A 23,780-nucleotide genomic window follows, 5' to 3' on the forward strand; every position below is an offset into this window, starting at 1 on the left:
CCGTTGTCGCGCGCGGGCCCTGCCGCGGGCGCGCCGTGTTTTCCTTTCTTAATGCTGCGCTGCCGTCGCCACGGCCAGGGGTGACCCCTGCACCCGGTATTAATATAAGAAAAGATCAGGGACTTCGTCCCTGTTAGAAGGGTTTGGGGACAATTGCGCAAGAGCGCGGGATCAGGCTGCGAGGCGTGAGAGGGCGCGAATCGTGACGTGAATCGCGGGCAGACTCGGGGACGCAAGGGCCTTGAGTTCGCCGAAGAGCCACGCGAGTTGCGCGAATCTATCGGCGCGAACCCGCTTCAACTGCTCGATCGATTCATCGACACTGATATCGGGATCGTCGGCGATGGCGTCGAGCACCGCGCAGCACAGCGCGATGCGAGCGGCGCGAAGCTCAGCGGCGAGTTCGTTTGCGGCGCGCCGCTCCCAGCGGTCGTCAGCGCCAATCGATTGAAGGGCATCTTCGAGAATTGTGAAGTTGAATTGCGCGCTCAGGCGGAAGTACGCTCGAGCCGCATTGGTGGGTTCGATTTCGCGGGCGAAACTCAGGCTCAGCACGCTCAGAATGTGATCGGCGAAGGCCAGGCGCGCAAGCCCGTGCGCCAGTTCGCCGTTCAGGACGTCGATCCGAAGCTCGCGATAGAGGCGCTCGAAGCGGTCGCGCTCGCCGGCCACGAGCATCGACTCGAACTCGCCCGACAGCATTTCGAATGCGGGCTTGAAGCGGGTCACCGCGGCGCCGATCGAAGTGGCAGGCTCCAGCTCGCTGAGCGCCCATCGTGTAGCGCTGCGGCAGGCGCGTTCGAGCGCGAGAAACGCGCCCAGCTCCGATTCGGGCGCGGTCGTCGCGGCGTTGCGCTTGAGCAGACCGGCGCGTTCGTGAATCGAAAGCACGTCGGTCGCGATCACCCATGCGCGGACCACATCCTCAGCCGCGCCGCCGCGATCGCGCACGTGGCCGAAGACGAAAGTCGAGCCAACCAGATCGACGAGTTCATTGACGGCGCGAGTCGCGATCAGCGCGTGGCGGAGGCGATGAGCGCTGGCGTCGGGGCTGAAGTGCTCGGCGAGCGAGGGCGGGAAGTATGGCTGCAGGAAACGTCCGACGAGATACGAATCGTCAACCAGCACGGTGGTTTCAATCCGCCGGATAAGATCGATCTTGGTGTAGGCCGCGGCCAGCGCAAGCTCGGGGCGGGTGAGTCCGGGGTAGCGTGAGTGGCGCTCGCGAATCGCCTCGCGGGCGGGCAGCACGGGCTCCATCCCGGCCAAGATGCCGCGATCCTCGATGGCCTGGAGATGGTCGCGAAACTCGGTCAAGTGCGTGCGGCTGCGAAGCTGCTCGAGGCTGAGCGAGAGCACCTGATCGCGATTGTCAGCGATGACCCGGTCGGCGACTTCGCCGGCGCATGCGGCAAGCGCGCGGTTGCGCGCGTCGCCAGTGATCTCGCCGCGGGCTACGCCGGGCTCGAGCAGAATTTTCAGATTGACTTCGTGATCGGACATATCGACGCCGGCCGAGTTGTCGATCGCGTCGGTGTTGATATGCCCACCGGCGAGCGCGTACTCGATACGCGCCTGTTGGGTGAAACCGAGGTTGCCGCCTTCGACGACTATTTTGGCGCGCAGGTCAGGCGCGGCGATTCGGCATGCGTCGTTGGCGTGGTCGGCGACTTCGGCGTCGGTCTCGGTCGAGGCGCGGACGTAAGTCCCGATGCCGCCGTTGTACAACAGATCGACGGGCGCGCGCAGAATGCGCTGGATCAAGGACTCGCCGTCGAGCGCCTCGCAGTCGCATCCGAGCGCGGCGCGCGCCTCCGGACTGAGGTCGATTCGTTTCTGGCCGCGGCGGAAGACACCGCCGCCGGGACTGATGAGCGTGGAATTGTAGTCCGACCAACTCGAGCGCGGCAGGTCGTAGAGGCGCTTGCGTTCGTCGAAGCTGGCGGCGGGGTCGGGGTTGGGATCGATAAAGATGTGGCGATGGTCGAAGGCGGCGATGAGCTTCAAGTTGCGCGAGCGCAGCAGGCCGTTGCCGAACACGTCGCCCGACATGTCGCCGATGCCGACCGTCGTGATCGGCGCGCCGCGGTCGGGATCGCGACCCATCTCGCGCAGATGCCGGCGCGCAGATTCCCACGCGCCGCGCGCCGTGATCGCCATCTGCTTGTGGTCGTAACCGTGCTCGCCGCCGGAAGCGAAGGCGTCGCCGAGCCAGAAGCCGCGCTCGAGAGCGATCTGATTAGCGAGGTCGGAAAAACTCGCAGTGCCTTTATCGGCGGCCACGACGAGATATGGGCCGTCGTCGTCCAGCACCCTGACGCGAGCGGGATGCACCGGGCCGTCGCCGGTGAGGTTGTCGGTGAGATCGAGCATCGCGTTGATCAGCGTCTGGTACGCCTCGACGCCGTCGCGGGGATCGGGCTGATGGCGTGGTCGCGGCTTGACGATGAAGCCACCCTTGGCGCCGATCGGGACGATGATCGCGTTCTTCACGGTCTGGGTCTTCATCAGATCGAGGATCTCGGTGCGGTAATCGTCGCGGCGGTCACTGAAGCGAATTCCGCCGCGCGCGATGCGCCCGTGGCGCAGATGGCATCCTTCCATGCGCGGACTGTTAACGTGAATTTCGTAGAGCGGCGCGGTGTCGGGCAGCCCGGTGATGCGCGCGCTTTCGAACTTGAGCGCGATGTAGGGATCGGGCGACGGCACCGCGCAGAAAAAATTGGTGCGCACGGTGGCCTCGACCAATGATAGCAGCGCGCGCGCAGTGCGATCGTCACCAATATTTTCGATGGCGCCGAGACTAGCGAGATACGCTTGCCGCAGGCCCGCGATTTTTTCCGGCGCGGCCGGACTGTCGAATGAGAGACGCGCGGTGAACAGCTCGAACAGCAGCCGGGCGAGACCGGGATATAGCAACAGAACGCGCTGCAAGCCGAGACGAGCGGGCGACAGACGCATCTGAAACGCGGCGACGAGGTACGCGCGCAGGAGCGCGACCTCGCGCCAGGCAAGGCCCGCAGTGAGAGTGAGCGCGTTTAGGGAATCGTCCGCGGCAAGGCCGATCCGCACGGCGGCGATCGCGTCGGCAACCAGCGCGGCGCCGGGAAATTTGTCGAACGGTTGCGAGCCGGGTCCTTGCACAGAAAAAACCTGCAGGTACGCGCGCGTCACTTTGCCGTCCGTGCGCGGGCGAAGCTCGAGAGCGTCCTCGGCCAACACCTCGATGGCGAAGTTCTGCAAAGTGGGCATCAGATCGGACAGCATCGGAGCGTCGCCAATGCCCATAATCCGTATCTCGCCGGCGCCGCCGGGGTGGCCGTCGGCAGCGGTACGTCCGGCCTCGACCATGAAATCACGGCCGCCGGCGATTAGCGCTTCGACGTCTTCGAGGTCGCCGACCGCGCGCGTTACGTCGATCGCAGCCTGATAGTCAGCGCTGAACGCACCGGCCCATCGCTCAGCGAGCGCGCGTCCCCGCTTGGGTCCGAATTTTTTGATCAACCGCTCCTGCAAGCGATCGTTCCATCGTCTGGCGAGCTCGGCGATCGTGGTCTCAAGGGCGCGGATGACCGAAGGCTTTGGGGGATCGGCAACGAAACAGAAATGGAGGCGCGCCGTGTAACCCTCGCCGAGCGCCAGGAAGAAATAGACCAAAGTGCCGTGGAGCGCGGCTGCAAGAGTATCCTGGATGCGCCGGCTAAGCTCGGCGGAGCCGGCGTCGCGCGGTATCACCACCAGCGCGATCACGTTGCCGTGACGCACGTCGGGCGCAACGAAGAGTCGCACCGAGCCTTCGCTCTTAAAGTCGAGGATGAGGCGCAACTGCGCGCGCAGTTCGGCGACGGGCGCGCGAAAGAGTTCATCCTTGGGAAAGCTGTTGAAGGCGGAAACGATTTCCTTGTAGTCGTGCGAGCCGGGGGCGGCGCCCTCGCACTCCAGCACTTCGCGCAGCTTCGCGCGCAGAACCGGAATGTGTTGCGCCTCCTCCGCGTAGGCCTTGGAGGTGAACAGCCCGACGAAATTATCGAACGCGACGACGCGGCCCGATGCGTCGGTGCGGCGAATCGAGACGCTGTCCATCGGGCGGCGGCGATGTACGTGGGACTCGGCGCGAGTCTTGCCGATCACCAGCGGCGGTCCTTCGAAGAAGAGCTTGCGGCGCGCGGGCGAGAGTTCCTCGAGCAATACCGAGCTGCGAAATCGCGACTGGTCGTGCTCGCGCATGACGCCGAGCTCGGCGCCGGGATCGAGCGCGAATCTGGCGGCGGCGTCGTCGCCGCTCACGAGAAAGCGGCGATAGCCGAGAAACACGAAGCTGCCGTGGACGAGCCAGCGCATGAGGTCGCGGACCTCGATCAGTTCGCGGTTCGACGCGGTTTCCTCACAGATCTGCAGGGCGCGGCCGGTCATCCGCTCGAAGTCGCCGGTCGCCGCGCGGACCTCGGTAAGAATCGAGATGACATCGTGCTCGATTTGACGCGCCTGTTCGGGTGATGGCGTTAGCTCCAGTTCCGCATGAACGAATGACTCGCCGCGCTCGGTGGAGAGGGACTGTTCGAACGATGCAATCCGCCCTTGTTTGTCGCGAGTGACTTTGAAGACCGGGTGGAGCATCGTGCGAACGGTGGCGCCGAGATGATGGAAATATTCGAGCAGGCTATCGACGATGAACGGGCAATCGATCGTCACGGTCTCGACGATGGCGAGTGTGTCGTGGTCGTCGGCCGGGGCAGATTCGACGCGCGCGATCACGGGATTGGCGCGGACGGAAAAGAATTCGAACGCCGACTGCACGAGAGTAAGGCGCCTTTTGGCCGGGACCTGCTCGCGACTGTCGGCCGACTCGCGCGCGAAGAGCCGGTCGGCGAAGGCGGATACGAGGCGGGCGGAATCAGCGGGCAGATTCCGGTCGATTAGTTCGCGGAGTTCGGTTTCGATCGCCAAGGGCGTCACCCGGTGAAGGCGCAGATAAAATGGCGCGGCCACGCGCGCGCATCAATTATAAGTCGCGTCGCGCGAATTGCGTAGTGCAGATAAACTTGGGTGCGCATGCCGGAAATAGATATCAGCGCGATGACATTCGGGCCCTTCGGCGTCGGCCACCGGGACGGCAAGGCTGTGATGGTCGCGGGCGCGGTGGCGGGAGACAGGCTGGAGGTCGAGATAGTTTCGGAGCGCCGCGATTACGCGCTCGCGAGAATTCGCGAAATCCTCCGCGCGAGCGCCGAGCGCCGGGTTGCCCCGTGTCCCTATCTGCCGCGATGCGGTGGATGCGATTGGCAGCACATCGACTACGGCGCCCAAGTCCGTTTCAAGGGCGAAGTCGTCGCGCGCGAGCTCGGCCATGCGCTTGGTGTCGCGATCGATCCGGCGGGACTCGTCGAACCGGCGCCGGCCGAGTTTGGTTATCGGTCGAGAATCCGGCTCAGGGTGGGCGCCAGGGGCGTGCTTGGGTTTTACTCCGCCGGCAGCAACACGATCGTCGAGATCGATTCATGCATGGTCGCCGAGCCGGCCATCCGGATGCCGCTGCATCTGGCGCGCTCGCTCGGCAAGCGGGTCGAAGAGATCGAGGTGGTCCGCGACGGCGCACGCGAAGTCCAGGTCGCACATCTGAAGAAGCCGGCGGTCGAAGAGGACCTCAGGCGAGCGCGCAACGTGCTCGAATCGGACCGCGAGATTGCCGGAATCGTGCTGCGATCGGGGACGCATCGCGCGACGGCAGGCGACAGCGCGATCGCAATCGAGCTCGAGGCCGGGTTATCGCTCGAAGTGGACGCCGATCTTTTCAGCCAGGTGAATCGCGCGCAGAACCAGAAGCTGGTAGCGCGGGTGATGGAAATGGCGGCGATTCACGAATCGCCGGCGGTGCTCGATCTGTTTTGCGGCGCGGGCAACTTCAGTCTGCCCGCATCGCGTCGCGGCGCGCGAGTGACGGGGGTAGATGCCGATGCGGGAGCAATCGCGGCGGCGGCGCGCAACGCCGCGCGGTTGAAATTTCGCGACGCACAGTTCGTCGCGATGAAGGCGTCGGCGACCGCCGATTTTCTGCATCGCGCGCGCTATCGTCCCGAGGTCATAATTCTCGATCCGCCGCGCACCGGCGCGCCCGACCTGATGGAACCGATCGTCAAGCTGCGCGCACCGGGCGTCATTTACGTATCGTGCGACGTGACCACGCTGGCGCGTGATTTGCGCGTGCTTGCGGGGGCCGGATATAAAATTAATCGCGTATGCGGGTTCGATTTTTTCCCCAACACGCATCATGTTGAGATCGTGGTGCACGCGCTATTGACTTAGATCGCGGGGCATTCTTAATGTAATTGAGTGGTCGGTTCCCGCATCCTCCCGCCAGAGGTTTGATCAAAAAGATGCCCAAGCAGGAAAAGGAAAAGCTCCCGAGGCCGAAGATTACGATCATCCCGGGCCGCGGGGTGGCGCAGACGATCAATTATTTGCTTGAGGACCGGGACGACCTCGAATGGATCATCGCGGTCGGCCGCACGAAGAACGGTGAGCTGTTCTTCTACGACACCGGCGGCGACATCGTCGAGGACCTCGGCACGCTCGAGTACCTCAAGGCGCGAATCGTGCGCGCCCATTTCGGCGACGAATACGAATAGACGCTAGTCTTCGAATTCAGCTTGCGGCGGACGAGCGTAGATGACTCCATCTTCGATCTCCGTCGGCACCCGGTAAAGAAATTTGCCGCATGCGGTCGGCGGTCCCGCGATACATTCGCCGCTGGCCGGCTCGTAACAGGCGTTGTGCGTCTGGCAAATCAAGTAGCGGCCGTCCTCCGCGAAAAACTGATTGTCCACCCAGTCCATCGCCATCGGCACATGCCGGCATCGATTGACGTAGGCGTGGAACTCACCGCCGAAGTTGATCAGAAAACATTCCTCGTCGGCGCCGCGAATCGGCAGCATGAACTTCAGCGACTCGCCGGGCGCGAGCGCGTCGGTGCGCGCGACTTTGTAGCGGGCACGTGCGGGCGCGTCCTTGCGTCGCGGACGGGATCGGGTCAGGGCGGCGCGGCGTCGATGTTGGTCGGACATTGGGTGTTAGCCGGGCATGGCGATTCGAAGCGAATGGCGGATTTTCGCGCGCGGAATTCCCGTCGGCTTGCCGGATTTTGTCAAAGCCCATAGCATCTGTAAACGCGGCGTTTGCTCCAGGGCCGCCGAGTATCACCAAGATTTAGATTTCGCGATGGAAAATCCAAAGATTCGCGCCGTCGAGGCTTTCCCCGTCGAGCAGCAGGGTCAGACGCTGATCTGTTTGCGCGATCCGAGCGGGCTGGCGCCCGAACCGATCATGCTCGGGATGGGCGCTTACTTCATCGTGACTTTATTCGACGGGAAGATGTCGCTGAAGGATATCCAGGCCGCGTTTGCGCAGCGCTTCGGCGAGATGATTCCGCTCGACAAGCTCGACGAGCTGATCGCGGCGCTGGATCGTGCGTACTTCCTCGACTCGCCCGCGCTCCACGCGCGCGAGCGGTGCGTGCGCGAGGAATTTCTCGCCAGCCCCGACCGTCCGGCGGCGCTGGCGGGGCTGTGCTACGAGAAAGATCCGGCGAAGTTGCGGCTCGAACTCGCGGGGTACTTCGATCCACCCGAGGGACCGGGCCGCGTTCCCGCGGTGAGAAAAGCGGCGTCGCTCGCGGGCCTGATCGCGCCTCATATCGATCCGCGCCGAGGCGCGGCCGCCTATGCGCACGCCTACCATGAGCTGATGGCGCACGATCCCCCGGAGTTGATCGTGATTCTGGGAACCTCGCACTACGGCGCCGGCCCCGAGCTGTTCAGCGCGACGCGCAAGAACTACGCGACGCCGTTTGGCGCGGTCGAGACCGACGGCGGTTTTATCGATCGGCTCGCGGCGCGGTACCAGGGCGATCTGTTCGCTGACGAGATGCTGCATCGCGGCGAGCATTCGATCGAATTCCAGGCGCTGTTTCTTGCCTACGCGTTCGGCGCGCGCGGCTACCAGGTCGTGCCGATCCTGGTCAGTTCGTTCCATGAATTGGTCGCGAGCGGAGTCATGCCGGCGCGCGATGCCCGGGTTGGATCGTTCATCGCGGCGCTGAGGTCCGAGCTCGACGCGGATTGTCGCCGGGTGCTGATTCTTGCGGGTGTGGATTTCGCGCACGTCGGCAGGAAATTCGGCGACGAGTTCAGCGCCGATCACGCGGTGGCCGAGCGCGTCCAGCGCGAGGATCTCGGCCTCATCGAAAATATCAAGCGCGGCGACCCCGAGGGCTTCTTCGCCGACATCGTGAAGGATCGCGACGCGCGGCGAATTTGCGGTCTGGCGCCGATGTACACCCAACTCGAGCTGCTGCGCGGCCGCAGCGCGCGGTTGCTCAAATATGGAATCGCGATGGAACCGCAGAGCGAGTCGGCGGTGTCGTTCGCGAGCCTCGCGATCGACTAGACGCCGCCGTACCAATCGTATCCTTGATCTTCCCAGTACCCGCCGCTGCGACGGGGGAGAAAATTCACTTCGGTCAGATACTTCACGTTCTTGTAACCGAGCTTGACCGGCGAATAGAGGCGCAGCGGGGCGCCGTGATCGGGATATAACGCGCGCCCATTCATGCCGTATGCAAGTATGGTCTGCGGATGAAGCGAGCTTTCGATATCCCACGATGAAAAGTAGCCGGCGTCGAACGAACGGAACTCGACGTATCGCGCGTCGGGACTGGCGCCGACCATGCGGGCGATCTCGCGCAGCTGCACGCCCTGCCACTCGGCCACCGCCGACCAACCCTCGACGCAATGATGGCGAATTCGCATGCCCGTTTGCGGCATCCGCTTGAGCTGTTCGAGCGAGAAGACGGACGGCCGCGCGACCAGTCCGCCCACCATGAGCATCCAATTGTCCGGTGCGAACGGAATCGTGTCGGAAATAAAGTAGCTCGGGAAATCGGCCTCGGGCGTGAGTTCGGAGGCAGGCGGTTCGGGCGCGAGCCGATTCGGCGAGAACAACAGGCGATCGACGCGCTCGTTCCAACGTCCCATCCCGGCGAGAAACATCGACGCGGGACGGCTGTCGCATCCGGCGAGCGCGGTGGCGGCGGCGAGACTCAGCAGAAGTTTTCGCCGCGTGATCAGGCTAGCCACGCCGTCCTCCGGTCAACATGGTGACGATCGTCCGCGGATGGAGCGCGACGAGCACCAGGTGCATCGCGGTGAACAGTGCGAGCAGAACAAGGCAGCTCAAATGCACTACGCGCGCGACGTCGTATCCGCCGAATGCCGCGGTTATCCAGTACAACTGCACCGGTTTGTAAATAGCCAGTCCGGACAGAACCACGACGACTCCGAACAGAATCGCGGACGTGTAGGCGAGACGTTGAGCACCGTTGTAGAAGTCCTCAGGCGGCGGAGTCTTACGCACGCGCAAGTAGTAACCGAGCATCGCCAGCGCATTGGAAGCATCGCGGCGCGGAATGAAAACGCGGCGGCGCCATTCACCGCTCGCGACCATGTAAATCAGGTAAAGTACTGCGTTGAGGATGAGGAACCAGGCGATCGCGAAATGCCAATGGCGCGCACCCGCGAGCCATCCGCCGATTCGCAGCCACGACGGCGGCGCGTCGTTCTGGAACGGATACCAGCTATATAGTGCGCCGCGCGGGCCGAGCGCCGGATACGCGGCCAGAATCTGCAGCCCGCTGCCGGCCATGATGACGAGCAGCGGAATGTTAATCCAATGCGCCAGTCGAATCGCGGCAGGCTGCGCGCGTCGTTCCTTTCGTCGGTTTTCAGCGGTCGATGATCCCATTACCGACCTATATTGATGCCACCCGGGATCGTCAGTCACAACCCGGGATTGTTCGGCGGCGGCGGGAGTAAACGATGGTGGACGCACCTGGACTCGAACCAGGGACCTCTTGCATGTGAGGCAAGCCGGATAGGCCTTAGCTGGCGCGGGATTTCCGAAAAGCCCTTGAGTTTCCTAAGTCTGTGTCTCCCGGCAGTTACCTGTAGTTACCTGTCAATTTGCCCGCCGATTTGCCCGCCGATTTGACCACGGATTATGTCAACTTCCCTGCCGCTCTTCCGCCCACGGCTTCACACCCGGCGCGTCGAGCGTTGCGACCGCTGCGCGTAAATGCTCCGGGCTCAGATGGGCGTACCGGAGCGTCATCATTGGCGACTTGTGGCCCATCAGGGTTTGCACGCGGAACAGGTCCACGCCGTTCATCACCAAGCGCGAAGCAAAGGTGTGGCGCAAATCGTGAAAGCGCAGCCCCTCAAGTCCCGCGCGCTTAATCACGCCCTCGCTGGCTGAGGGACAGGCGTTCGCTACCGGCCCCACGGCGCGTTTCGATCGTGGGGTTCTGCCATACCAGACGCGATTGAGGTTGAGTATCAGGCCGCCCTGCGGCGCACTGAACACGTGAGGGTTCGCAGCCTCACGCCTCACCACTCGGGCTTTAAGCCGCTTCCGCCGCGCTTCGCGGAGAGCGCTTAGCGTGCGATGCGCGGTCGGGCTCATCGGAATCCGCCGCCCTTCGCCTGATTTAGACGTGCGCACGAAGATGATCCCGCCCACGAAGTCCACGTCTGCCCACATCAGGTTGAGCAGCTCGCCGCGCCGCATCCCGGTGTGAATCGCAACCATAACCAGCGGGCGCAGCCACTCAGGCAGCTTCTCTAGAAGCCGCAGCTCCTCATCAGCGGTCAGGTAGCGCACGCGCTTGTTGTTCTCTGCGAAGGGCTCGATCTCGGGAATGGCGCCGGCCTCTATCTTGCGGTCCCTCATGCCCATGCGCAGGATCGCCCGGAGTATGGTGAGGTGTCGGTTGACGGTCGCCGGCGTATGCCCTTCAAGCAACGCGTCGCGCCACTCTTTGACCTCGCGGGCCGTGAGCGAATCGGCGCGCCGGCCGCCGAAGCGTTCAAGCAGCCGTCTAAACCCAACGTCGCTGTCCATCACGGCCTTGCCTTCACGCTGCTTCTCTTCGCGGTACGTTTCGAGCAGCTCGTCCAACAGCGCCAACTTAGCCTTTGGTTTCGGCGGCCACTCGCCCTTGCGGATCGCTACGCGGATTTCCTCGCGCAACTCGCGCGCATGGCTGGGCGACGCAGCCCGCCGCTTGTAGTGGACTCCGGCATGGTAGATGCGCACATAGAACGCGCCCGGACGGCGCGGGTCAGCGACGATGTTTGGACCGTAGCTTTCTTCTTTGCGTGCCATCGTGATTACCTCACTTGAGCGCGGCGCCGGCGCCGCGCTCCGACCGCAACCTTGAGCGCCATCACCAGCCTGCGCAGCGGCTAGGTTTACAGGCCGCCTCCGCAGCGCGTGCAAAATCGCGCCGTGACGCTGCGAGCCGCCGCCGCGCACCGCGGGCATATGGTCGAGCGCGCCATGTTCACCTCACTTGGTCCGGTGTTGCTCCTCCGCCTATCGTCCAGCGTCTTGCAGACGCCTAGGACTACGCAGACCAAGAACACTGTCACCGGATGCGTCCACCCAAAGTTGGCTACTTCGCCTAGGATTGCTTGCATGGCGTTACCCCTTGGCCGGAACTGCCGCCGGTGTCGGCGCCGCTGTCGGCGTAACTGTCGGCGTCACGCCCGGAATCGCTGGCTTGCCCAGTCCCGTCAACTCCACAATAAGTGCGTTCGTCGTCACAGTCCGTCACCTCGTATTGTCGTTAGAACGGAATGCCGACTTTGCCCGCGATCAGGATCAGCGCGGTTTCGACGGCCGAGCGCCAGCGCTCGAAGTCCTCGATCTCCGTCATCACCTGCTCGAAGCAGCGCCGGTAGCGATCCGCCGGGCGCGCCTTTGCTGTCGGCCGGCTCGGCCGTCGCGTCGCGCCGGCGCCGGGCGGGCGGTCAGACCGTGCGGACGCGCCTTTGCCCGCGCGCCGTTTGTCAGCCAGGTCAATCCGTTCGATAAGCTTCATGGTTCACCTCTGACCGCCAGCGTGGCACGCGGTAGTCATCATGTCAACCGCCGCGTTTTTGGCGCGCGCGGATGAACTCCGCCAGGCTGTGCGCGTCGATTGCGAGAGAGCGCCGGGTGACCTCGCGCACCTCTGCTTTCAGCCGCCCCGCGCGAATCGCTTTGTAGAGCGCCCAGCGCGTGACACCCGCGCGCTTCGCAGCCTCGATGATGGTCACCCAACCGCCGTCCTTTCGCTTCGCCATGCGCGTAAGTCTACTCAGTGTCAACCTCATGTTGCCACTCACCCGCGCGCCGGCGCCCGGCGCGTTTTCTGCCAGTCGATTAGGTCAATTACGCGATAGCCGACGGCGCGCGCGCCAAGCTTCACGCACGGCAATTCGTGCCGATAGGTCATATCTCGGACGGTCGGCTCCGCGAGCCCAAGGAAACGCGCCGCCTCTTCCGCGCGCATCACGCGGTACAGCTCCTCAATCTTCGCCGCGCCACCGGTCGCCTGGAGCACGCCGCGCAGCGTGCGGAAATGCCGGTTGGTTTCAGATCCCCTGGTCTGTCTATCCTTCCTTGCCGTCATGTGATTTCCTCCGAGGTTTCCCGGCGGGCCGGCTGTTGCCGTTTCTGGAGCCACGCGATCAGGTCGATAAGCTGGTAGCCGACGCAGTGCGGCCCCATGCGGGTGCACGGCAGTCTACCGAGCGCCGTCATGTTCCGCACGGTCTGAACCGCAATGCCGAGAAACTCGGCCGCCTCTTCAACGCGGAGCACCTGGTACAGCTCGCGCACCTTCGCGTTGCCGCCGGTCGCGGCCATGACCGAGCGCAGCGCGCGGATCGTCTCCGCGTTCGCGGCGCCGCGAAATTTGCCGCCCGATTTCATCTCATTCCGGTTCGTCCTGTTCGCTCTCGCCGATTGCCGCCGACGCCGGCGCGCCATTGTTTCGTGCGCGAATGGTGGCGTCGCGCAACAGGCGCATCAGCTCCGCCGCGCGGCCGGGCTTCAGCATGGCGTCAAAGCAAAACCAGTCGAGCGCCGCGCGCCCGTCGCCCAGCTTGATTGCGGCACTGACGCGGGCCTCGTCGATTTCCCTTCCGCACTTCGCGCACTTCATCGCCGCCTCCGTAACTCCGAGTAGAGTTTCCTGACGCATCGGCTCCGCCCGCGCCAGCCGGCGGTCTCGACCGTCACATACTTTCTGCCGCGGCCAACGATGACGCCGGCGCGCCATCGCCCGCGATACTCGACCCAGACCGGCGCGCCCGCGCGCGTGTTCCACCACGTGAAGCGGAACGGATCGCCGACCTCCGGCCCGAACCCCGGCAGAGCTTGGACCGCGCAATCGCCCATCATCACGGCCTCGCATCCGCGCGCGCAGCCGCGCGCGCGAAGTGTGTGTGAAAGGATGACCCGACTGACCATGCTGCTCCCATGAATCCGTTGGGAGAGAAGGCGTTGAGCAGCATGGTCAGTCCAGTCAGCTCAACCCTCTGTGCGGGGGTGAGCCGACTGCCTTTCGCCGCGATCACGGCTCTTCCTTGCCCGCAATCCATATCCACTGTCCCTTGAGCTTCTTGCTCGTCTCATCCCAGTAGGGCTCCGCTTTGACGCCCAGTTTTTTACGGGCGCGCCTAAGGGTCATGTCCGAGATTCCGTGGTCGCGCGCGCCGCGTAAGACGATCGATGCGTTGGCCTTGCCGTGGCTGAGTGCCTTTCCCAGGTACTCGCACGCCTCCTCAAGCTTGCCCGGCGTGATCTCTCCCGCCTCGGCCATCGCCTCGGCCGCCTCTTTCTCCACGCGCTCACCCCATTCGACCCGGACTACGCCGTTGCGCCCGGCCGTCAGTCCGAAGCGCCACGGTGCCGGCTTCTTCGCGTAGCTGCTCTTGAGGCAGAGCAGGAGCCGGCCGTCTTCCCGCTCCGGGTCCTGCTCGACCGCGAAGATGGCGCGCGGCGCCTGGGCGAAGGCGCTTGAGCCGAGTATCCGGTAGAGCGCCTTGGCCTCGCTCCGCTTGTTGAGATGCCGCACGCAGAGGATCGCTAGCTCTTTCTCTTCCGCCAGCCGCATCAGCGGGGCGAGCGCGTGGCGTACAGCGGCCTCGTCGTTTAGATCGGTGTTGCCCGCGACAAAATCAGCAAGGGGATCGAAGATTACGAGCCGCGCCCCGGTGTCGCGGACGAACTCCGCGACGTGCGCGATTCCTTCGGGCAGACCCTTGAACAGCGGGCCGTGCGTATCGGTGCGCGAGAAGTCGGGTTCCACGATAGACACCCGGTCCAGGTCGGCGCTTGCGGCCTTGAGACGCGGGACCAGCGCTGCCCGGATGCTGTCCTCGATGCCGTAGTAAACAACCTGAGAGCGCGGGGCCTTGGCGCCATCGGGAAACTTCCGGCCACGGGTGACAATGGCAATCAGAGCGGAGAGCAGGACGCTTTTGCCAATGCCGGAGTCGCCGCAGAGAAAGGTCAGGCCGCCGAGAGGTATCCAGTTTGGCCACAGCCAGGCAACCCGTTGCGTTTTGGTCTTGCGCGCCCGCCCGAAGCGAACGCCATGCTTGGCAAGGTATGCGTCCGAATCGCGTAGCTCGACCACCTTGCCCTTGCCGAAGCCCTGCTCGAAGTCTTTATGCAGATTGTCCATCAACCCTTCACCACGCCAGGTCGTTGAAGTCCTCCCCGCTAGTTGAAGGACTGACTATTCGCACTTGGTATCCAGTTTTTTGATACGACTCAGCCGCGCCGCGCGCGGCCTTCAGTCCCGCGTCGTCGTGGTCGGCCGCGATGATGACCTCGCGCACGAATCCGGGAAGCTCGACTTGGCCGAGATTCGACGTGCCGAGCGCCGCCCAGACGTGAAGCCCGGTTGCTTGCAGGATCGAAAGCCCCGTTTCGATCCCCTCGCAGATGACCAACTCGGGAGCGCCGGCGCTCAGATGAACCGCGCATCCAGCCACGCGCCCAAGCGCCATCTTGTTCGGCTCGACTTCCGCCTTGCCCGTTCCATCAGGCTTTAGGAACGTCCGATGGATTCCGACGATCGCGCCTTCGCGGTCCTCGATCGCCGCGACCATCGCGGGCAGATAGACTCCGCTCGGATGCTTGAGCCGCGGATGGAAGCGCAGCGCCGCCGGAATCCCCAGCCCGACTAAGTAATCGGGCTGAGTATCAACTTGATGACTCACTTGCCGCTCCCACGGCATTTCGCCCGTGAAGCCGCGCCCGAATAGGTAGTCCTGTACGATGGTCCCGCGCGCGTCGCGCGCCTCGCGCCAGAGTCTCGCCGCCAGCGCGCGCGTGTCTTTCTCATCAGCGGTCTTCATCTTCGCCCGCGGCGCGGCCGATTTGACGGACGCCGGCGCCGCCCCGAGCGCGGCCACGATCTCTTTCGTGCTGCATCCGTGGCTCCAGCACTTGAAGCAGGCGATCCCGTTTTCGTCGGCCCTCACGCTGAGATTGAGATGCGCGCCGCCGTGCGCCGGGCAGGGCGCGCGGTATCGTTCGCCCTCGAGACGTCCGCCGGGCAGCCGCGCGATCGCGTCATCGAACGTCAGCACGTCCGCACCTCTCGCGCTGCGGCGCGGTCTCGGATGACTGCTGCCAGTGCTTGCGCAGCATCAGGCGATGGTGCGCCGCCAGCCTCGATCCGGCGCGCTTCAGGATCGCGCGGACCATGAGCAGGTTCGGGCTCGGTTGCTCAAGCTCGGATCGTTGCGATAAAGTTTCGGTGTCCATCTGTCCTCTCGCGCCGCTCGGCCGTGACGGGCCGAGCGGCTCATCCGTTTGTTCACTGGTCAGGTTGCTCCGTTCGCCGCGCCGCCGGGTGCATTGCCGCGGTCGGCGGGATGCCGGTTGAGGTACTGGCGCAGATCGAACGGTGATATGCGGATGGCGGTCCGCACTCGGAAGGCGCGCAGCTCGCCGGCCCGAATGAGCTTGCGGATCGTCCAGCGGCCGACGCCGAGCCGGCGCGCCGCCTCACGCTGCGAGATTAGTCCTTCGGGTTCACTCATCGCTTCGACTCCGGGCGCATGTCGCGCTCACCGAATCGAAGCTAACTAACCGTGAAAGGAATTGCAGAGGGTGTCAGATTTTTTGGCGGCCGGAGCCTCGCTGGTACTTGCGGTTGGTGCCCTGGGCCTGGGCCACCTTCGGGAATCCATAACGGCGTACAAGCAGATCGCTCAGCGGGTAGGCGCCCAGCCAGTGCTGGCGCCAGCCGCCGCTGATGCCGCTGCGCGGATTGTACGCTTGCCTCAGTCCGCGGTTGATTCGCATGCGGGCAACTCGGGCTCCGGCATACGTCTCGGGCAGCGGCGCTCCGCACGCCCGCATGTAGTCGTAGAGCATGGTAAAGACCGGCGCGGCGATCCACGGGCTCTGAGACATCAGCACGCGCCCCACGAAGTTCCAGGTGTCGAGCGCCATCGCCCGATCGGCGGCCTTGGGTCTCAGCTTCACCGCTACGCGCTCCTGATAGGTCCGGATCGCTACGCGGAACAGCTCAGCGGCGCACGCCTGGATAACTCTCCCGACGACATCGACCATGCCGGGTGAGATTCGGGCTCGATGGAGTCTGTTCCACGTTGCGTATCCTACCTCCTCGCAGCGCCGGGCCAGCTCTGAATCCGTCGCCGGCGCCGGCGGAACCGTATCGAGAAATATGGGCGCGCCGCGCCGGCGATTCGGCCGATCGATGCTGGGAGTATCTGGATCGAGTGGTGGGTTTGCGCGTATGCTACGTTCGCTTGGAGACACACCCGCACGGTAATCCGCGTCGGGCCAAGCATGCAATCCCGGCCTCCCGCCGGGATTCGCATTTGCGCACTTCACCGTCTCCGCCGCGATCCGTACTCGCGATCGCGGCCGGCCTCCAGGGCTTCGCTCGCGCGCCTTGTTAGGATTCGCGGCGTGTCCCGCACACTGCAACCCAGGGCAACACCTAGACCAAGGATGAATCGTGGCTCCTTGCCGGGCGCCCGCCCCGGCGCGCGCCATCGCTGCTCGCCATGCCGGCGAGTGCTGTATGCGATCGCTCGATTCTGCGGCTCGGCCGCCGGCGGATCGCGGCTTCGCGCGGCGTGCGCCGCGATCGCCGGGTTCCCGCTTCCCGTCGCGCCGAGTACACGTTCCTATCGTAAGACTGTCATTTCCCTATCGAGCCTCTCTCATAAGAAAATTGTCGGACCGGCTCCAACCCAACAATTTATTCCGCGATCGTTTCGATTTTTGATACGAGCCCCGAGTCAGCGCGCGAGGGGGACCTGGTCGCCCTTTCCGGCTCGCGACTCGATCTTTTCCCGGTCGCTCGATTTTCCCGTCGAGGTATTTTCCTCCTCTCCTCGCCTTATCCCGATTCCCCTTGCGTGAGCGTCCATGCCGTAGAAAACTGCCCGGAAAGTGCCTGTGAAGGCGGGTTCAATCTCTGCGCGGCTGCGAGTAAATTCCCCGTCATGGAATCCGCAACGCCGGCGAAGTTGAGCGGCAACCCCGCGATGGCTGTCCGCTTCAGGATATGGCGCGAGCGCACCTTGCCGCGCGCCGCGTACCGGATCGAGCCGCGCTTTTGGACTCAGGCCGGCCTTCAATTCGCCGAAGGGAAGCCAGACTGGCAACGCCGCGCACTCAAGAGTTTCGAGCCGCGCGTGACCGGCATGGCGTGGACCTCTAGCCGCCTGTACCTGGTCATCGCCACCAACGCCGCGGCTTACGAGCACGCCGCGCAGTTAATGCACGCACGCGCCCTGCTTCGCGCGGATGCCGATTACATCGAGCACCGCGCCAAGCGCGTCTCGATGGTCCTGTTGTGCAATGAGGCGCCGGACGCGATCGCCGACTTCGCCCGCCGCCATCGCGTGCGAGTCTCCGTTCCGCGGCAGACCTCGCGCAGTTGCTTACTGCTTGGGGGTTTTCCAGATGTTGCGCAACACGTTCCAACCGAGCAGGGCAACGAGAACTAGAATCATTATGTGGGGTAACGGCATAGCCCCCTCCTTGCCGACAGAGTAGCACTCAATGTCGATAAAGCCGCCACGCTGCGCGCGCCCGGCTCCGCCGGCGCTTCCCGGAACCTCTCAAATTAACCGGTCGATTTGCCCGCCGATTTGACCGCCGCGTTTCACCCATCACCCGCGCCGCGATCGCTGGAAGTCGTAAAGCCCTTGTCGCCGTAAAGAATTATTTGGTGGACGCACCTGGACTCGAACCAGGGACCTCTTGCATGTGAGGCAAGCGCTCTAACCGGGCTGAGCTATGCGTCCACCGCAGCGTGGGATTATCGCGCCGGGCAGCGAACGCCGCAAGAGTGCAGGATTATGTGATGGCCGCGGCAGGTGGCGCGATTTGCGTCCTAAGGACGGCGGCGGTATTGGTGTAGCCGCCGCCGCGCGCAGCCAGGCTCGACAGTGTCGCGTGATCGACTCGGATCGATTCAACATCCTGGCGCGTCGGCGCAACGCGGATCGCGATCATGCGCTACGGCTTTGTCATCGACCAGGACCGCTGCATCGGATGTCACGCATGCACGGTGGCATGCAAGGAAGAGCATAACGTTCCGATCGGCGTTTTCCGCACCTGGGTCAAGTACCTCGAGAAGGGCGAGTTTCCCAACGCCTCGCGCCACTTTGGCGTGTTGCGATGCAACCACTGCGACGCCGCACCGTGCATCGAGATTTGTCCCACCACGTCGCTGTATCGGCGCAAGGACGGGATCGTTGACTTCGACAACGAGCGATGCATCGGCTGCGAATCGTGCATGCAGGCTTGTCCATACGACGCGCTCTACCTCGATCCCAACAGCAACACCGCGGCAAAGTGCAACTACTGCGCGCATCGCGTCGAGCGCGATCTGCAACCCGCGTGCGTCATCGTGTGCCCGACGCAGGCGATAATCACGGGCGACCTCGACGACTCGCAAAGCAAGGTCAGCCGAATCATCGCGACGCAGGCCGTGAGCGCTCGCAAACCGTACAAGCACACCGAACCGAAGCTATTTTACGTCGGAATCGACGCCGACCTGCTTCAGCCGACCGCGCCGGCGCACCAGGGAAGTCACTTCTGGTCGGATCAGCAGCCGGGCCAAGCGGTTTACGCCCTGGCCACGACTGACGAAGTGAAACGAGATGCCGGTGCGCCGCGAGTGGTTTACGACGTCGCGCATCGGGCGCCCTGGGGATGGAAAATTGCGGCTTATCTGTGGACCAAGGCGATCGCTGGCGGCGTGCTGATCGTCGCGGCAATGTTGCTCGGACTCGGTACCGAAAACGAGCGCGCGCTGATTAGTATCTCGAGCCCGATCGTTGCGATGATCTTCACCGGGCTGACCGCGCTGCTTCTGATTTTCGACCTTAAGCGGCCCGATCGTTTCTATTACCTGCTCACCAAGCCGAATCTGCGATCATGGGTAGTAATCGGCGCCTACATACTAATCGCATACGGCGGACTTTCGTTCGTCTGGCTATTCACCTCGATTCTCGCCGGAACACCGTCCGGATTCATAGTATATCCTGCCGCCGCGTTTGGAATTGGTTCGGCTGGCTATTCCGCTTTCCTCTTCGCGCAAGGCAGCGGGCGCGACCTGTGGCAGAGCCGGCTCTTTCTGTGGCAGTTGTTGTCACAGGCGATGGTCGCGGGTGCGTCGGTCCTGATCATCCTGGCCGCAGTCGAAAGCCGCAATCTCCAGACGACGAGGACGCTCGATCAAATACTGGTTATGTCTCTATTAGTCAGTCTCGCGATCGCGATGGGTGAGTTGTTTTTTGAACAGATAAGCGCGGACGGGAAGTTGGCGGCCGATCTGATGATCAGGGGCGAGCTGCGCCGGCGGTTCTGGCTGGGCGCGATCGGCCTGGGCCTGGTGTTGCCGTCGGTGCTGCTGGTCGCGGGGCTTTGCACAGGTATCTTGACGGCGCCGGCTGTGTTGGCTGCCGTATGCGCACTCGCAGGCATATGGATATTCGAGTCGATATGGATAGAAGCCGGGCAGGCTATTGCGCTGAGTTAGCTACAGGCTATTGCGATGAGTAATAACTCCGAGCCGTTGAATCCTGCCGCGAAGGATCTCGATCCGCCGGTGAATGGACTGGCAAGCTATCCTCCGCCGGCGCAATGGGAAGATTGGATCGAGTTCGATCCGGCGCATTGGCCGCGGAAGGTCGAGCGCCACTATTCGATCATTCCGACGATATGTTTCAACTGCGAAGCGGGATGCGGCCTGCTCGCCTACGTTGACAAGGATACTCTCAAGATTCGCAAATTCGAAGGCAATCCCGAGCATCCCGGCAGCCGTGGCCGCAACTGCGCCAAGGGTCCCGCGACGATCAACCAGGTCAACGACCCGGAGCGAATACTCTATCCGCTCAAGCGCACCGGCCAGCGCGGCGAGGGAAACTGGGAGCGTGTGAGCTGGGACGAGGTGCTCGATGATCTGGCGGCGCGAATCAGAAAGGCGCTGGTCGAAGGACGGCGGAACGAAATCGTTTACCATGTCGGCCGGCCCGGTCACGAGTTGATATACAATCAGCGCATACTACATTCGTGGGGAATCGACGGACATAATAGTCATACTAATGTATGTTCGGCCGGCGCGCGTACGGGATATGCATTCTGGCACGGCGCCGATCGCCCGTCGCCGGATCACGCCAATGCGCGTTTCATTTTGCTGCTGAGCGCGCATCTCGAGGCCGGTCATTACTTCAATCCGCACGCGCAACGGATAATCGAAGGCAAACAGCGCGGCGCGAAGATCTGCGTCATCGATACGCGCCTGTCCAACACCGCCAGCAAGGCGGACTACTGGCTATCGACCTGGCCCGGCACCGAAGCGGCGGTGCTGCTGGCGATGTGCAACGTGATTCTTCAGGAGGATCTCTACGACGCCGAATTCATGCGGCGATGGGTCAACTGGGAAGAGTATCTTCGCGAGGAGCATCCTGGGCGACCGCTTCGATTCGACAGCTTCATCGCCGCGCTGAAGCAGCTTTATGCTCGCTACACTCCGGAGTTCGCCGAGCAGGAGTCAGGTGCGTCTGCCGCCGTGATCGTGGAGGTCGCGCATGAGGCCGCGCGCGCAAAATCCGCGCTGGCGACGCACGTGTGGCGCAACGCGGCGGCGGGAAATCTTGGCGGATGGCAGGTGGCGCGGGCGCTCGAATTTCTGGTCGTGTTGATGGGCGCCGTGGGCGCGCCCGGCGGCACCAATCCGAATACTGCCAACAAGTTTGTGCCGATGCCGCCGATGATGCCCGCGCCGCCGAATGTCTGGAACGAGATGATGTGGCCCCGCGAATTTCCGATCGCGTTCTTTGAAATGAGTTTTCTCCTGCCTCATTTCCTGAGGGAAGGCCGCGGCAAACTGGCCGCCTATTTCACCCGCGTGCACAATCCGGTGTGGACGGATCCGGACGGGATGAGTTGGATAGAGGCGCTCACAGACGAGAGCAAGGTCGAGCGGCACGCGTGTCTGACGCCGATTTGGAGCGAGACCGCCTGGTTCGCGGACTACGTGCTGCCGATGGGCCACGCGTCGGAACGGCACGATTTGCTCAGCCAGGAAACGCATTGCGCTCGATGGATCGGATTTCGGCAACCCGTGCTCAGGCTCGCGCTTGAAAAAAAAGGGCGGAAGTTCGCGACCACCTGGCAGGCGCATCGCGAGGCGGGACTCGGCGAGGTCTGGGAAGAAGACGAATTCTGGATCGAGCTTTCCTGGCGAATCGATCCCGATGGCGCACTCGGCATCAGGAAAAACTTCGAATCGCCGTATCGCGCCGGTGAGAAGTTGACGCTCGAGGACTACTACCGCTGGATCTTCGAGAACAGCGTGCCGGGCTTGCCCGCGGCAGCGCAGGCCCAAAGCATGACGCCGCTGGAGTACATGCGCAAGTACGGAGCGTTCCTGGTCGAGGACAACGTCTATCGCACGCACGAGGACGGCGTCGAGCGCGCAAGGCTCGACGGCGCAGTGACTAATCCGGCCACGCACGTGATCGAGAAGGGACGCGAAGCGGTCGGAGTCGAAATCGACGGCGAGAAGTACGTCGGCTTTCCGACGCCGTCGCGCAAGCTCGAATTCTATTCGAAGACTCTCAAGGAGTGGAAATGGCCGGAATACTCAGTTCCGACCTACATCCGCAGCCATGTGCATCGCGACAATATAGATATAACCCGCGGCGAGATGTTGCTATTGCCGACGTTCCGGCTCCCCACCTTGATTCATACTCGATCCGGCAATGCCAAGTGGCTATATGAAATATCTCACAAGAACCCGGTCTGGATACACACAAAAGACGCACAACGATTCGGTCTCAAGACCGGAGACCTGGTCAAAGTGCATACCGAGATCGGCTATTTCATCGACAAGGTGTGGGTGACGGAAGGAATTCGGCCTGGAGTGATCGCATGCTCGCATCATCTTGGGCGTTGGCGCCTCAAGGAGAACTCCGGGGGTGAGCGATGGTCGACGGCGCTGGTCGATCTCAAGCAAAGGTCGCCGGGAAAATGGATGATGCGCCAGATTCACGGCATCAAGGCGTTCAAGAGCGAGGATCCCGACTCGGAGCGGATATGGTGGGAAGACGCGGGCGTGCATCAAAACCTGGCATTTCCGGTGCAGCCTGACCCCGTCAGCGGGCAGCACTGCTGGCATCTGAAGGTGCGCATCGAGAAACCGGCGCCGGGCGATCGCTACGGCGATATTTTCGTAGATACGAACCTCGCGCACGAGGTCTACCGGCGCTGGCTGAAGATGGCGCGGCCCGCGCCCGGTCCTGGCCGGCTTAGACGGCCGCTATGGTTGAACCGCGTGTACCGACCTGCCCCTGAGGCATTCTATTTGCCTCAGGACAGTTAGCGCGGGAAGAAACCGCACCGTGCAAGAATCATGGGACGACTGCGCCAAGTGAGCAGGAAACGTCCCGGCTGGAGACTTGAGTCTCGAGCGCGTACGCTCTTAGCCGGCTGACATGAGGCGGATAACTTCCGCGCGGCCCCATTCCACTTCGGCGCGATGCCGATTTGCCATCGCAGTCAGGTAGTTGTGTATGGGGCCGTCTGCGGGGGCGAGTGCGAGCGCGACTTCGGTTTTGCGCGCGGCCCATTCCTGACCGCGTGACATCAGGTTCAGGCGATCGCGAATCGACTCGAGCGCGGCGACTTTGCCGGCGAACGGCCCGATGCCGCTGGACGGGTTGCCGCCGTTGTCGCGAATCAGAGCCTCGAGTTCCTCGGCGTTGCGCTGTTCCATCGCACGCGAGCCGGAGAGGAACTTCCTCAGTTCGTCCTGCTTGACCTCGGCGATGAGCGCGGCGAGAGCAATCACTCCGGCGCGCTCGGATTCGAGCAGAAGGTTGAGTGCTTTTTCGAGCGCCGGGTCCACATCGCGAACTTAGTAAGGGCAATCCGCCAGCGCAAGGAAATCGAGTCGCGTGCGCAACCGCGCGATAAGTCTATTTGTACAGCATCCGAAGCGAGGTCAGCAGCAGGAATACCGCGAAAATGCGGCGAAGCGTCGCCCCCGGCAGCTTTACCGCGTACACCGCGCCGATGTAAGCACCGATCAGCAAGCCCAAGCCCAGCAGCAGCGCATACGTGACGTTGAGATGGCCGTGCTTGTAGTACTCGTACGCACCGAGGATTCCGACCGGGGGCAGCAGCGCGCCCAGAGAGGTGCCCACCGCGAGATGTTGATCGAAGCCGAGCACCAGCACGAGCACCGGGACGATCAGGACGCCTCCGCCGACGCCGACGAATCCGCCGAGTATGCCCGCGGCAAGCCCGAGTGCAAGAACGATTACGATTTGGCCCATTAGTGGTTTGTCTCCAGCGCTCAATAATTTTGCGAGCGTATCAGAACGCGGGAT

Annotated in this window: 24 protein-coding genes and 1 tRNA gene; 6 read left to right on the forward strand and 19 right to left on the reverse strand. The window is 63.4% G+C overall.

The annotated features are described in order from the left end of the window. Positions 1 to 171 precede the first annotated feature (171 nt). Entirely contained in the window at positions 172 to 4,947 is a 4,776-nt protein-coding gene (locus VIO10_RS10225) for an NAD-glutamate dehydrogenase domain-containing protein (RefSeq protein ID WP_331963274.1), read from the reverse strand. Positions 4,948 to 5,076: 129 nt separating this feature from the next. On the opposite strand from VIO10_RS10225, the gene VIO10_RS10230 reads away from it, so the two are divergent. Further along, positions 5,077 to 6,303 carry a class I SAM-dependent RNA methyltransferase gene (locus VIO10_RS10230; RefSeq protein ID WP_331963277.1) on the forward strand — a complete coding sequence of 409 codons (1,227 nt, stop codon included), beginning with the start codon at positions 5,077 to 5,079 and terminating at the stop codon, positions 6,301 to 6,303. Between the two features lie 71 nt (positions 6,304 to 6,374). Continuing rightward, positions 6,375 to 6,626, forward strand: coding sequence for a hypothetical protein (locus VIO10_RS10235; RefSeq protein WP_304819693.1), 252 nt, complete (start codon positions 6,375 to 6,377; stop codon positions 6,624 to 6,626). A gap of 3 nt (positions 6,627 to 6,629) precedes the next feature. On the opposite strand, the gene VIO10_RS10240 is transcribed toward VIO10_RS10235, so the two are convergent. Beyond that, positions 6,630 to 7,061, reverse strand: a complete 432-nt coding sequence (locus VIO10_RS10240; RefSeq protein WP_331963284.1) for a Rieske (2Fe-2S) protein — start codon at positions 7,059 to 7,061, stop codon at positions 6,630 to 6,632. Positions 7,062 to 7,215: 154 nt separating this feature from the next. On the opposite strand from VIO10_RS10240, the gene amrB reads away from it, so the two are divergent. Further along, on the forward strand, positions 7,216 to 8,442 hold the full coding sequence (gene amrB, locus VIO10_RS10245; protein ID WP_331963287.1) for an AmmeMemoRadiSam system protein B: 1,227 nt from the start codon (positions 7,216 to 7,218) through the stop codon (positions 8,440 to 8,442). Here amrB and VIO10_RS10250 read toward each other — a convergent pair. The 14 genes from VIO10_RS10250 to VIO10_RS10315 all read right to left on the reverse strand — a co-directional run bounded on the left by VIO10_RS10250 (position 8,439) and on the right by VIO10_RS10315 (position 16,383). Then, complete coding sequence (locus VIO10_RS10250; RefSeq protein WP_331963290.1) at positions 8,439 to 9,131, reverse strand: molybdopterin-dependent oxidoreductase; 693 nt, start codon at positions 9,129 to 9,131, stop codon at positions 8,439 to 8,441. The genes amrB and VIO10_RS10250 overlap by 4 nt on opposite strands. Beyond that, a complete protein-coding gene (locus VIO10_RS10255; protein WP_331963293.1) occupies positions 9,124 to 9,795 on the reverse strand; it encodes a cytochrome b/b6 domain-containing protein in 672 nt (223 codons plus the stop codon). Before VIO10_RS10255 ends, VIO10_RS10250 begins: the two co-directional genes overlap by 8 nt. A gap of 258 nt (positions 9,796 to 10,053) precedes the next feature. Next, positions 10,054 to 11,214 (reverse strand): site-specific integrase, encoded by a 1,161-nt coding sequence (locus VIO10_RS10260; RefSeq protein WP_331963296.1) that lies wholly within the window; start codon positions 11,212 to 11,214, stop codon positions 10,054 to 10,056. Between the two features lie 318 nt (positions 11,215 to 11,532). Further along, positions 11,533 to 11,655: a hypothetical protein gene (locus VIO10_RS10265; RefSeq protein WP_331963299.1), complete on the reverse strand. Its 123-nt coding sequence runs from the start codon at positions 11,653 to 11,655 to the stop codon at positions 11,533 to 11,535. A 22-nt stretch (positions 11,656 to 11,677) separates the two neighbouring features. Beyond that, complete coding sequence (locus VIO10_RS10270; protein ID WP_331963302.1) at positions 11,678 to 11,932, reverse strand: hypothetical protein; 255 nt, start codon at positions 11,930 to 11,932, stop codon at positions 11,678 to 11,680. Between the two features lie 43 nt (positions 11,933 to 11,975). Continuing rightward, positions 11,976 to 12,176 (reverse strand): hypothetical protein, encoded by a 201-nt coding sequence (locus tag VIO10_RS10275; protein WP_331963305.1) that lies wholly within the window; start codon positions 12,174 to 12,176, stop codon positions 11,976 to 11,978. Positions 12,177 to 12,214: 38 nt separating this feature from the next. After that, the gene (locus VIO10_RS10280; protein WP_331963308.1) at positions 12,215 to 12,505 is read right to left on the reverse strand and encodes a helix-turn-helix domain-containing protein; all 291 of its coding nucleotides are present in this window, start codon (positions 12,503 to 12,505) and stop codon (positions 12,215 to 12,217) included. After that, positions 12,502 to 12,807, reverse strand: coding sequence for a helix-turn-helix domain-containing protein (locus VIO10_RS10285; RefSeq protein ID WP_331963311.1), 306 nt, complete (start codon positions 12,805 to 12,807; stop codon positions 12,502 to 12,504). Before VIO10_RS10285 ends, VIO10_RS10280 begins: the two co-directional genes overlap by 4 nt. Position 12,808: 1 nt before the next feature. Next, entirely contained in the window at positions 12,809 to 13,039 is a 231-nt protein-coding gene (locus tag VIO10_RS10290; protein WP_331963314.1) for a hypothetical protein, read from the reverse strand. Beyond that, positions 13,036 to 13,347, reverse strand: coding sequence for a hypothetical protein (locus VIO10_RS10295; protein WP_331963317.1), 312 nt, complete (start codon positions 13,345 to 13,347; stop codon positions 13,036 to 13,038). The genes VIO10_RS10290 and VIO10_RS10295 overlap by 4 nt, the downstream gene beginning before the upstream one ends. Before the next feature lie 103 nt (positions 13,348 to 13,450). After that, positions 13,451 to 14,566, reverse strand: a complete 1,116-nt coding sequence (locus VIO10_RS10300; RefSeq protein ID WP_331963320.1) for an AAA family ATPase — start codon at positions 14,564 to 14,566, stop codon at positions 13,451 to 13,453. Positions 14,567 to 14,573: 7 nt separating this feature from the next. Beyond that, complete coding sequence (locus tag VIO10_RS10305; protein ID WP_331963323.1) at positions 14,574 to 15,479, reverse strand: DUF7146 domain-containing protein; 906 nt, start codon at positions 15,477 to 15,479, stop codon at positions 14,574 to 14,576. 237 nt (positions 15,480 to 15,716) lie between these two features. After that, positions 15,717 to 15,935 carry a helix-turn-helix domain-containing protein gene (locus VIO10_RS10310; protein ID WP_331963326.1) on the reverse strand — a complete coding sequence of 73 codons (219 nt, stop codon included), beginning with the start codon at positions 15,933 to 15,935 and terminating at the stop codon, positions 15,717 to 15,719. A 73-nt stretch (positions 15,936 to 16,008) separates the two neighbouring features. Beyond that, positions 16,009 to 16,383: a hypothetical protein gene (locus tag VIO10_RS10315; RefSeq protein ID WP_331963329.1), complete on the reverse strand. Its 375-nt coding sequence runs from the start codon at positions 16,381 to 16,383 to the stop codon at positions 16,009 to 16,011. A gap of 905 nt (positions 16,384 to 17,288) precedes the next feature. Here VIO10_RS10315 and VIO10_RS10320 point away from each other — a divergent pair. Next, entirely contained in the window at positions 17,289 to 17,882 is a 594-nt protein-coding gene (locus VIO10_RS10320; protein ID WP_331963332.1) for a hypothetical protein, read from the forward strand. A 222-nt stretch (positions 17,883 to 18,104) separates the two neighbouring features. Here the strand turns inward: VIO10_RS10320 and VIO10_RS10325 are convergent. Continuing rightward, a tRNA-Val gene (locus VIO10_RS10325) sits at positions 18,105 to 18,182 on the reverse strand. Between the two features lie 209 nt (positions 18,183 to 18,391). Here VIO10_RS10325 and VIO10_RS10330 point away from each other — a divergent pair. Beyond that, complete coding sequence (locus tag VIO10_RS10330; protein WP_331963335.1) at positions 18,392 to 19,924, forward strand: 4Fe-4S dicluster domain-containing protein; 1,533 nt, start codon at positions 18,392 to 18,394, stop codon at positions 19,922 to 19,924. Between the two features lie 15 nt (positions 19,925 to 19,939). Further along, a complete protein-coding gene (locus tag VIO10_RS10335; RefSeq protein WP_331963338.1) occupies positions 19,940 to 22,771 on the forward strand; it encodes a molybdopterin-dependent oxidoreductase in 2,832 nt (943 codons plus the stop codon). Positions 22,772 to 22,870: 99 nt separating this feature from the next. Here VIO10_RS10335 and VIO10_RS10340 read toward each other — a convergent pair whose 3' ends face one another. Next, positions 22,871 to 23,296, reverse strand: coding sequence for a DUF6306 domain-containing protein (locus tag VIO10_RS10340; RefSeq protein ID WP_331963341.1), 426 nt, complete (start codon positions 23,294 to 23,296; stop codon positions 22,871 to 22,873). A gap of 70 nt (positions 23,297 to 23,366) precedes the next feature. Beyond that, a complete protein-coding gene (locus tag VIO10_RS10345) occupies positions 23,367 to 23,726 on the reverse strand; it encodes a sulfite exporter TauE/SafE family protein (RefSeq protein WP_331963344.1) in 360 nt (119 codons plus the stop codon). Between the last annotated feature and the right edge of the window lie 54 nt (positions 23,727 to 23,780).

It is taken from the genome of Candidatus Binatus sp. (assembly GCF_036567905.1).
Taxonomy (GTDB): Bacteria; Desulfobacterota; Binatia; order Binatales; family Binataceae; genus Binatus.